Genomic DNA, 9,453 nt, shown 5'->3' with positions numbered 1-9,453 from the left:
GCGATTCGATCACCGTCGCCCCGGCGCTGACGCTGACCGACAAGGAATACCAGATGATGCGCAACGCCTCGATCGCGGTGCTGCGTGAGATCGGCGTGGAGACCGGCGGCTCCAACGTCCAGTTCGCGGTGCATCCCGAGACCGGCCGGCTGATCGTCATCGAGATGAACCCGCGCGTCTCCCGCTCCTCGGCGCTGGCCTCCAAGGCCACCGGCTTTCCGATCGCCAAGATCGCGGCCAAGCTCGCCGTCGGCTACACGCTCGACGAGCTCGACAACGACATCACCCAGGTGACCCCGGCGAGCTTCGAGCCGACCATCGACTACGTGGTCACCAAGATCCCCCGCTTCGCCTTCGAGAAATTCCCCGGCGCCGAGCCGCTCTTGACCACCGCCATGAAGTCCGTCGGCGAGGCCATGGCCATCGGCCGCTCCTTCCACGAGAGCGTGCAGAAGGCGCTCTGCTCGCTCGAGACCGGGCTTTCCGGCTTCGACGAGATCGAGATCCCCGGCGCCTCGGAGGGTCCGGAGGGCCGTGCGGCGATCGTCAAGGCCCTCGCCCGCCAGACCCCCGACCGGCTGCGCCTCGCCGCCCAGGCCATGCGCCACGGGCTCAGCGACGAGGACATCCACGCCGTCACCCGCTTCGATCCCTGGTTCCTCGCCCGCATCCGCGAGATCGTCGAGGAGGAGGCGCGGGTGATCCGCGACGGCCTGCCCCGCGACGCGGCCGGCCTGCGCCGGCTCAAGACCATGGGCTTCTCCGACGCCCGGCTCGCGCATCTCGCGGCGCGCACCGAGACCAATGTGCGCGCCGAGCGCATGCGCCTCGGGGTGCGCGCGGTCTTCAAGCGCATCGACACCTGCGGCGGCGAGTTCGAGGCCCAGACGCCCTACATGTATTCCACCTACGAGGCCGACGCGATGGGCCTCGTGGAATGCGAGGCCCGGCCCTCCGCCCGCGACAAGATCGTCATCCTCGGCGGCGGGCCGAACCGCATCGGCCAGGGCATCGAATTCGACTATTGCTGCTGCCACGCCTGCTTCGCGCTGACGAAAGCGGGGTACGAGACCATCATGGTCAACTGCAACCCCGAGACCGTCTCCACCGACTACGACACCTCGGACCGGCTCTACTTCGAGCCGCTGACGCTGGAGCACGTGCTCGAGATCCTCCGCGTCGAGCAGGAGAACGGCACGCTCAAGGGCGTCATCGTCCAGTTCGGCGGCCAGACGCCGCTCAAGCTCGCCAATGCGCTCCACGACGCCGGCATCCCGATCCTCGGCACCACGCCCGACGCCATCGACCTCGCCGAGGACCGCGAGCGCTTCCAGCAGCTCCTGCACCGGCTGGGCCTGCGCCAGCCCGAGAACGGCATCGCCCGCTCGCCCGAGCAGGCCCATGCGGTCGCCGCGCGCATCGGCTATCCGCTGGTGATCCGGCCCTCCTACGTGCTCGGCGGGCGCGCTATGGAGATCGTGCGCGACGAGGCGCAGCTCACCCGCTACATCAGCGAGGCGGTGCATGTCTCCGGCGACACGCCGGTCCTGCTCGACAGCTATCTCTCCAACGCGGTGGAGGTCGACGTCGATGCGATCTGCGACGGCGCGGCGGTGCATGTGGCCGGCATCATGGAGCATATCGAGGAGGCGGGCGTGCATTCCGGCGACAGCGCCTGCGCGCTGCCCCCCTATTCGCTCGACGCCGCCACCATCGCGGCGCTCGGCGAGCAGACCCGGGCGCTCGCCCTCGGCCTCGACGTGGTCGGGCTGATGAACGTGCAGTTCGCCATCCAGAACGGCGAGATCTACGTGCTGGAGGTCAACCCGCGCGCCTCGCGCACCGTGCCCTTCGTCGCCAAGGCCACCGACAGCGCCATCGCCTCGATCGCCGCCCGGGTCATGGCCGGCGAGAAGCTCGCGGCCTTCCCGCTGCGCCCGCCCTATCCCGAGGGCGTCGATCCCGACGACCCGCTGCCCTTCGCCGACCCCATGACGCTCGCCGATCCGCAGATGCCCTGGTATTCGGTCAAGGAGGCGGTGATGCCCTTCAACCGCTTCCCCGGCGTCGACACGCTGCTCGGCCCCGAGATGCGCTCCACCGGCGAGGTCATGGGCTGGGACCGCAGCTTCCCGCGCGCCTTCCTCAAGGCGCAGATGGGTGCCGGCGCCGCCCTGCCCGAGGCCGGCACCGTCTTCGTCTCGATCAAGGACGGCGACAAGGCCCCGGCGATCGTCGAGGCCTCGCGCATCCTGCAGGAACTGGGCTTCACCCTGATCGCCACCGGCGGCACCCGCGACTTCCTGACCCGGGCCGGCATCCCCGCGACCCGCATCAACAAGGTCTACGAGGGAAGGCCGCATATCGTCGACCTGATGAAGGACGGCGGGGTGCAGATCGTCTTCAACACCACCGAGGGCACCCAGTCGATCGCCGATTCACGCGAGATCCGCGCGCTCGCCCTCTCCGACCGCATCCCCTATTACACCACCGCCGCCGGCGCCCGCGCCGCCGCGCTCGCCATCAAGGACCGCATGGCCGGGGAGCTGATGGTCCGAGCGCTGCAATAGGACGGCCGCGCCGGCGGGCGGCGGTCCGCCGATCGGGGCTGCCCACCGGCATCGGCAGGAATCCGCCGCTCGCGGGCCATCCCCTTGCCATGCTGCACCGCAGCATGCATCTTTCCGCCAACAGTGACAGTTGGGGGAGCCCTCCCTTGCGTCTGACCCTGATCGCCGCGGCCCTGGCAGCCGCCCTCGCGCCCGTGGCCCATGCGGGTCCCGCCGCCACGAAGCCCCAGGCGGTCGCCTGCCTGGCCGAGGCGGTCTATTTCGAATCGCGCGGCAAGGGCGATACGGCGGCGCTGGCCGTCGCCAACGTGGTTCTCAACCGCCGCGAGCACCAGGAATTCCCCGGCACGATCTGCGCCGTGATCGCCGACGGCTGCGAATTCTCCTACCGCTGCGACGGCCGGTCCGACGCCCTGCGCGATCCCGAGGAGCGCGCCCGCGCGCTCCGTGCCGCCGAAGAAGTGCTCGCCGGCGAGGCGCCCGACCCGACCCATGGCGCGCTCTTCTTCCATTCCGCCGCGGTCGAACCCGGCTGGTTCGCCTCCCGCACCCGGACGGCCGAGATCGGCGGCAACGTCTTCTACCGCTGAAGCCCCGACGTCCCACCGGCGCCCGCACCTGCAAGATCCTTGACCGTTGCAGAAATACCGCAACTCGCAGCCTCCCGTAGCCTCGCGGATTGATTCGCCGGCATTCTCGCTATAGTATCCTGAAATCAATCGCTTGCATCCGGTCTTTGAACCGACGTCGCATCCTTTCGGGCGCCGCCGCGCCACGGTGGCCGTTGCCGGCAGGTAACGCGGCGTTAACACATTGACGCCATGATGTTGCTGCGGCGCAGCGCATGGCTCCGGAACCGCGAACGAGCAAGAAACCCCAGACCCGTCCGAGGCAGGACAGATGCACAGGATTCCCTTCACCGCCATTTTCGTCGTCGCCCTCTCCGCCGTCGCGGTGAGCGCGGTCACCCTGCGCAAGCCGATGCTCTACACCGAGACCCCGGCGCGCGCCCACCACCCGCTCGGCCCGGTCGCGGTCAGCGCCGACGCGCGCCCAGCCGGCGCGAGCTGGTCCGCCCTGCAGGCTCCGCTCCTGCTCGACGACGCCCGCGCCCGATACGGCCGTGACGTCGACGCCATCGTGCTGACCCGCCACACCCCCCTGCCCAACGGCAGCGGCGCCCGCTCCACGGGCTACGCCGTCGCCTGGGACTGACCGAGGGCGACAGGACCGCGGGCGCAATGGCCGGCACCGGGACCCCCGGCGCCGGACAATCTCGCATCTCCCGGCTCAGCCGATGGTCGCCCCGTCCTCGCGCCAGATCGCGATCACCGAGGAGCGCGGCTTGCCTTCCCCGTCGGGCCAGGAACCGCCGGGATGCTGGATGCCGACGAAAGCCACCCTGCGGTCGGCTGACCAGCAGAGACCGGTAACCTCGGCGCCATTCGGTGCGGTGAGGAACCGGGCGATCTCACCGGTATCGGCATTGCCGATGAGCATCTGGTTGTTGCCCTGGCCCGCGAAATCACCCTCGTTGCTGTCGTCGCCGTCCGTCTGGATCCACAATAGACCCGTGGTGTCGAAGGCCATCCCGTCGGGCGAGTTGAACATATTGCCCTGGTTGATATTCGGCGAGCCGGCATAGGCGTCGGAATGCACCGCCGGGTTGCCGGCCATCACGTAGAGATCCCAGGTGAAGGCGGTGGCGCCGTGGTCCTCGCCCTCGGGCCGCCAGCGCACGATCTGGCCGTACTCGTTGGCCTCGCGCGGGTTCGGGCCGCCGACCGGGGTCGCGTCGCCGCCGGCATTGGACTTGATCCCGCGGTTGGAATTGTTGGTCAGCGAGCAATAGGCCTCGGCGCGCTGCGGGTGACAGGCGATCCACTCCGGGCGGTCCATGGTGGTGGCGCCGACCTTCGAGCCCGCCATCCGGGCGAAGACGAGCATCTCGGCAGGCGCCATGCCGGTGGTCTCGGGCGTCAGCGCCAGCCATTCGCCGGTCTGATCGTCGTTGAACTTCCCGACATAGAGCGTGCCGTCGGTGAGCAGGCCGTTCGTCGGCTGGCCCTCGGCCCATGTGCCGTTCGAGACATACCTGTAGATGAACTCGCCGCGCTCGTCGTCGCCCATGTAGACGACGATCCGCCCGTCGGCCGCCTGAACCATCGCGGCATTCTCGTGCTTGAAGCGGCCGAGGGCGGTGTGCTTCACCGGCGTGCTCGACGGGTCGGCGGGGTCGATCTCGGTGATCCAGCCATGGCGATGCGGCTCGTTCGGCTCGCTCGATATGTCGAAACGCGGGTCGAACTTCTCGTAGGCGTACTGGCTTTCGCCGCCGATGCCGTAACGGCCGTAGCCCTCGCCCTGGGGCATCTCGCCGGTGGCACCGAAGAGCCCGTTGAAGTTCTCCTCGCAGGTCAGATACGTGCCCCAGAGCGTCCTGCCCGCGCCGCAATTGTTCATCGTGCCCCTGGGTGACATGCCCTCGGGATCGGCCTTGGTCCTGACCAGATCGGAGCCCGCGGCGGCGCCGTCCATGGTCATCGGGGTCTCGTGGGTGATGCGGCGATTGAACGGGCTGTCGACGACGACCTCGTAGCCGTTGCCGCTGTCGGCAACTTCCATCACCGTCACGCCTTGCATGTTCTTCAGCAGCGTGACCTCTTCCGCGGACTGCGGCACGCCTTCGGACGCGGCCGGCAGGTTGATCTTCGGGTTGACGTATTCGGAGTTGACCGCGATCACCTCCTTGCCGTCGATCACGAACAGTTCCATGCCGTCGGTGTTCTCGCCGAACACCTTGTCCGACATCGCGACCGGCACGCCGTTCTCGGGCGACCAGGCGCCCTCGGCCTCGGAGAACAGGGCCTCTCCCCAACTGACCAGCGGCTTCCACCGATAGCCCTCGGGCACGTGGATGTCGAAATCGGTGGCGATGTCGATCGGCTGGAAGGGGAAGGCGGCGGCCTGCGCCCGGGCCGAGCCGGCCGGGACCATGGCGCCGAGGCCGAAGGCCATGGCTCCCGAACCGAAGGCGAGCACACCGCCGAGCAACCCTCGGCGGGCGATGGCGGCTTCGACCACACGGTCGAAGTCGTTCTCCGCCGGACGCGGATCGCGCAGCTCGTCGAATTCGTCCCAGGAGAGGTCAACAGTGGATTTGGCGTTCATTCGTCAGGTCCCTTGCTTCAAGATTGGCGCGGTGCCCGGAGCGGTCTCAGGCTGTGACCCTGTTACATCCCCCCTGAAACATTGCTGTGACAGCCGTCCGTCAGGCGTGTCGGAGCTTCGATGCCGCGAGGGCGAAGATCCCGGATGTTCCCGGCAGCGGGAACGCAGGCATTTCAGCTCCCGCACGAAGATGACACGTCAAGATGCGGCCTATACGATTACTTAACTCGTCAAATCCGTTGAAACAGGGTTGACGCGCCTTTACCCTGATCCCGGGGAAATGGGGGATCAGGGTCATGGCCGTACTCAGGGCCGCCCGGGCCACGGACATGCGCGCGGGCCTCGCCGAAGGCTTCGTCGTGACGTCCGACCGCTTCGAGATCACCGTGGCGGACGGCGGCACCTTGGGCCGCTACAGCGGCGTCTTCACCTTCGACTACGGCACGCTGGCCAATGTCGGGACCACCTTCTGGAGCCAGCCGTTCCTGAACGCGGCCTTCGGGCGCGGCATCGTCACCGGCGGCAGCCTGACCGGCTATTCGCAGACCGGCACCGGCGGCAGCTTCTCCATCTCGAATTTCGAGCTCGACGCGGGCTTCGCCTTCCGCGCCCTCGCCTTCGGTGACAGCCGCCTCCTGCAGAGCCTGATCCTCGCCGGCAACGACACGATCCTCGGCTCCCGCGACAACGACGTGCTCCAGGGCTTCACCGGCGGCGACCTGATCTGGGGCAACGGCGGCAGCGACCGCATCTTCGGCCAGCAGGGGCTCGACCGGCTCTACGGGCTCGACGGCAACGACCGGATCTCCGGCGGCGGCGACGGCGACACGATCTATGGCGGCGACGGCAACGACGTGCTCTGGGGCGGCCCGGGCAACGACTTCCTCTTCGGCGATTCCGGCAACGACCGGCTGATCGGCGGCCTCGGGCGCGACATCCTGACCGGTGGCTCGGGCGACGACCTCTTCCGCTTCGATTCCATCGACGACAGCCCGCCGGGCTCCAGCCAGCGCGACGTGATCGAGGATTTCGGCGGTGCCGATCGCATCGACCTGCGCCGCATCGACGCCGACGAGACCCAGCCCGGCGACCAGGCCTTCGTCTTCATCGGCCCGGCGCCCTTCTCCGGCACGCCCGGCGAATTGCGCTATGTCCCCGGCATGGTCTCCGGCGACACCACCGGCGACGGCAGCGCCGATTTCGCCATCAGGATCGACGGCAACCCGGCGCTGGACGCGAGCGACTTCCTGCTCTGAGTTGCCAGCGCGGCGAGGGGAATGCCCGAAAACGCGGGCATGCCCGGCGCCCTCACGCCGGCTCCGCCGAGCCCACGTCCCCCGGCGCGATCTGGCCGGCGCTGTCGCGCGCCGCCTGGATCTCGATGAAGACCCGGCTCACCTCCGGATGCACGGCCTTGATCCGCGTCTCGAGCCGGCTCACCTCCCCCTCGATCTCGTTTGCCATCAAGGAGTTGCGGGCATCGACGCTGATGTTGACCAGCACGTCCGCCGGGCCGAAATGCATGGTGCGCACCTCGTTGACCCCCTCCACGAACGGCGCCTGCCCGGCCAGCCCGATCACCGATTGCAGCAGGTCGTCGCTCGCCGCCTCGCCGATCAGCAGGCCCTTGGTCTCGATCGCCAGCAGCACCGCCGCCACCGCCAGGATCCCGCCGATCACCAGGCTCGCCGCCCCGTCCGCGCGCAAGATCCCGAAGCGGTCCGAAAGAAACACCCCGGTCAGCGCCGCCAGCAGCCCCAGCATGGCCGCCGAATCCTCGAAGAGCACGGTGAAGAGCGCCGGATCCTTCGACTGCCGCACCGCCCGCAGGATCGGCGTATTGCCCCGCTCCCGCTCGAAGGCGCGATAGGCCACGGTCCAGGCCGCCGCCTCGAAGACCATCGCGAGCCCGAGCACGATGTAATTGACATAGGCATCCGTGATCGGATGCGGGTCGGCGATCTTGTGGAGCCCCTCGTAGATCGAGATCCCGGAGCCGAGCGCGAAGAGCAGGATCGCCACCACGAAGGCCCAGAAATAGATCTCCTTGCCGTAGCCGAAGGGATGAACGGCGTCCGCAGGACGCCCGGACCGGCGGATGCCGTAGAGCAGCAGCAGCTGGTTGCCGGTATCGACCACCGAATGCACCGCCTCGGCGAACATCGCCGACGACCCCGTGAAGGCCGCTGCGGCAAATTTCGTCACCGCGATCGCCGCATTGCCGATCAGCGCCGCAATGACAACCTTCGTCGTTCCGCCGGCCATGGCGATCCCCTCGTGTGGCGCGAGTGAAGCAGTCAAGCGCGCAGGCTTCAAGTCGGAAGCGTTAACCAATTTCGGCGGGAATCCGCCGACCCGGATTCAACTTATGGACATGCTGCACTGCACACTGGCAGGTTGTCGCCGGTAACGAGTATGGAGTCCGAGCCTTGAAAAGCCTTGCCAGAGCCCTTGCCGGTCTCGCGAGCGTACTTGCCCTCGCCAATTGCGCCGTGACGCCGCCCCCCGAAGAAGCGTCGCGCGCCGCGGCCAATCCGACCACTGCGGCCGCCGATATCCAGATCCAGTCGCGGGATCTCGCCTGCCTCGCCGAAGCGATCTATTTCGAGGCGCGCGGCACCGGGCCGAAGGGCGAGGCCGCGGTGGCGCATGTGGTGGTGAACCGCGCGCGCAGCGCCAAGTTCCCCAATTCCGTCTGTGGCGTGGTCGCCGACGGCTGTCAGTTCTCCTATCGCTGCGACGGGCATTCCGAGACCCTCGCGGAGGCCGGCTCGCGCAGCCGCGCCTTCCGGATCGCCGAGGCGGTGCTTTCGGGCGAGCCGGACATCACCCAGGGCGCGCTCTTCTTCCACGCCGCCAGCGCCAGCCCGGGGTGGTTCAACACCCGCCCGCGCGTCGGCAAGATCGGCGGCAACGTCTTCTACCGCTGATCGCCTCATACCCGTCGACTTCCATCCCACGCCGGCCATGGGTCCCCGGCCCGATCGGCCCGTGGCGATCGGGCCGCGTCGGTCAGACGGCGCCGGCCATCGGCATCAGAAGCTCCCGTCATAGGCCTCCGGCCCGATCCGGCAGGCGAGCAGCGTGAAGCTCCCGCGGTCGAGCGCAGCGGCGATCTCCGCATCCAGGGTTTCGAGGTCGTCGATCCAGGCCCCGTAACCACCCATCGCCCGCGCGACGGCGGGCAGGTCGCTGCGGCCGAAATCGACGCCGCTCCTCGGCCGGCCGGAGCCACGCTGCTTCATGTCGATCAGGGCCAGCTTGCCGTCGACGAGAACCACGACGATCACCGCGAGCCCCAGATCGCGAATCGTCGCCAGCTCGCCCAGGCCCATCTCCAGCCCCGCGTCGCCGACCACGGCCAGCACCGGCGTGTCCGGGAGGCCGAGCCGGAAGCCGGCGGCCAGCGGCACCGCGCAGGCCATGGTGCAGAAGCCGGTGGATTGCAGCAATTGCCGCGGCCCGTGGCAGCGCCAGACATGGCTGAAGAGAATGCGATGCGCGCCGCTGTCGGCCGTCGCCACCGATCCCTCCGGCATCGCGGCCCTGAGCGCATGGAAGATCGCCGCGGGCCCGAAATCCCCGGCGGCGAAGGTCGCGACCAGCCGCTCGCGCGCAAGCGCCGGCTCGCCATCCGGCCAGCGCCGGCCGCGCCGCGGCGCGCCGGCGAGCCGGGCGAGCGACGGCGCGATCGCGCCGCGGAGCTCGAGGG

Annotated in this window: 8 protein-coding genes; 5 read left to right on the top strand and 3 right to left on the bottom strand. The window is 69.0% G+C overall.

Annotated features, from left to right (window positions below):
• The 3 genes from carB to V7050_RS14205 form a co-directional block, all read left to right on the top strand.
• The coding region (gene carB, locus V7050_RS14215) for a carbamoyl-phosphate synthase large subunit (protein ID WP_324410708.1) at window positions 1-2,570 on the top strand (2,570 nt) is incomplete at its 5' end.
• 146 nt (window positions 2,571-2,716) lie between these two features.
• Complete coding sequence (locus V7050_RS14210) at window positions 2,717-3,160, top strand: cell wall hydrolase (protein ID WP_324368659.1); 444 nt, start codon at window positions 2,717-2,719, stop codon at window positions 3,158-3,160.
• A 310-nt stretch (window positions 3,161-3,470) separates the two neighbouring features.
• Window positions 3,471-3,785, top strand: coding sequence for a hypothetical protein (locus V7050_RS14205; protein WP_324368661.1), 315 nt, complete (start codon window positions 3,471-3,473; stop codon window positions 3,783-3,785).
• Window positions 3,786-3,860: 75 nt separating this feature from the next.
• Here the strand turns inward: V7050_RS14205 and V7050_RS14200 are convergent, their stop codons facing one another.
• Window positions 3,861-5,741 carry a PhoX family protein gene (locus V7050_RS14200; protein ID WP_324368663.1) on the bottom strand — a complete coding sequence of 627 codons (1,881 nt, stop codon included), beginning with the start codon at window positions 5,739-5,741 and terminating at the stop codon, window positions 3,861-3,863.
• A 296-nt stretch (window positions 5,742-6,037) separates the two neighbouring features.
• On the opposite strand from V7050_RS14200, the gene V7050_RS14195 reads away from it, so the two are divergent.
• Window positions 6,038-6,997 (top strand): calcium-binding protein, encoded by a 960-nt coding sequence (locus V7050_RS14195; RefSeq protein ID WP_324368665.1) that lies wholly within the window; start codon window positions 6,038-6,040, stop codon window positions 6,995-6,997.
• Window positions 6,998-7,049: 52 nt separating this feature from the next.
• On the opposite strand, the gene V7050_RS14190 is transcribed toward V7050_RS14195, so the two are convergent.
• The gene (locus tag V7050_RS14190) at window positions 7,050-8,006 is read right to left on the bottom strand and encodes a cation diffusion facilitator family transporter (protein WP_324368667.1); all 957 of its coding nucleotides are present in this window, start codon (window positions 8,004-8,006) and stop codon (window positions 7,050-7,052) included.
• A gap of 164 nt (window positions 8,007-8,170) precedes the next feature.
• On the opposite strand from V7050_RS14190, the gene V7050_RS14185 reads away from it, so the two are divergent.
• Complete coding sequence (locus V7050_RS14185; protein ID WP_324368669.1) at window positions 8,171-8,671, top strand: cell wall hydrolase; 501 nt, start codon at window positions 8,171-8,173, stop codon at window positions 8,669-8,671.
• 105 nt (window positions 8,672-8,776) lie between these two features.
• On the opposite strand, the gene V7050_RS14180 is transcribed toward V7050_RS14185, so the two are convergent.
• The coding region (locus V7050_RS14180) for a thiamine pyrophosphate-dependent enzyme (RefSeq protein ID WP_324410706.1) at window positions 8,777-9,453 on the bottom strand (677 nt) is incomplete at its 5' end.

Origin of the sequence: Amaricoccus sp., from assembly GCF_036846665.1 — a bacterium.
In the GTDB taxonomy this organism is placed as follows: domain Bacteria; phylum Pseudomonadota; class Alphaproteobacteria; order Rhodobacterales; family Rhodobacteraceae; genus Amaricoccus.
The sequence above is the reverse complement of the archived record's forward strand: the minus strand, read 5'-3'. Positions and strand labels throughout refer to the sequence as shown.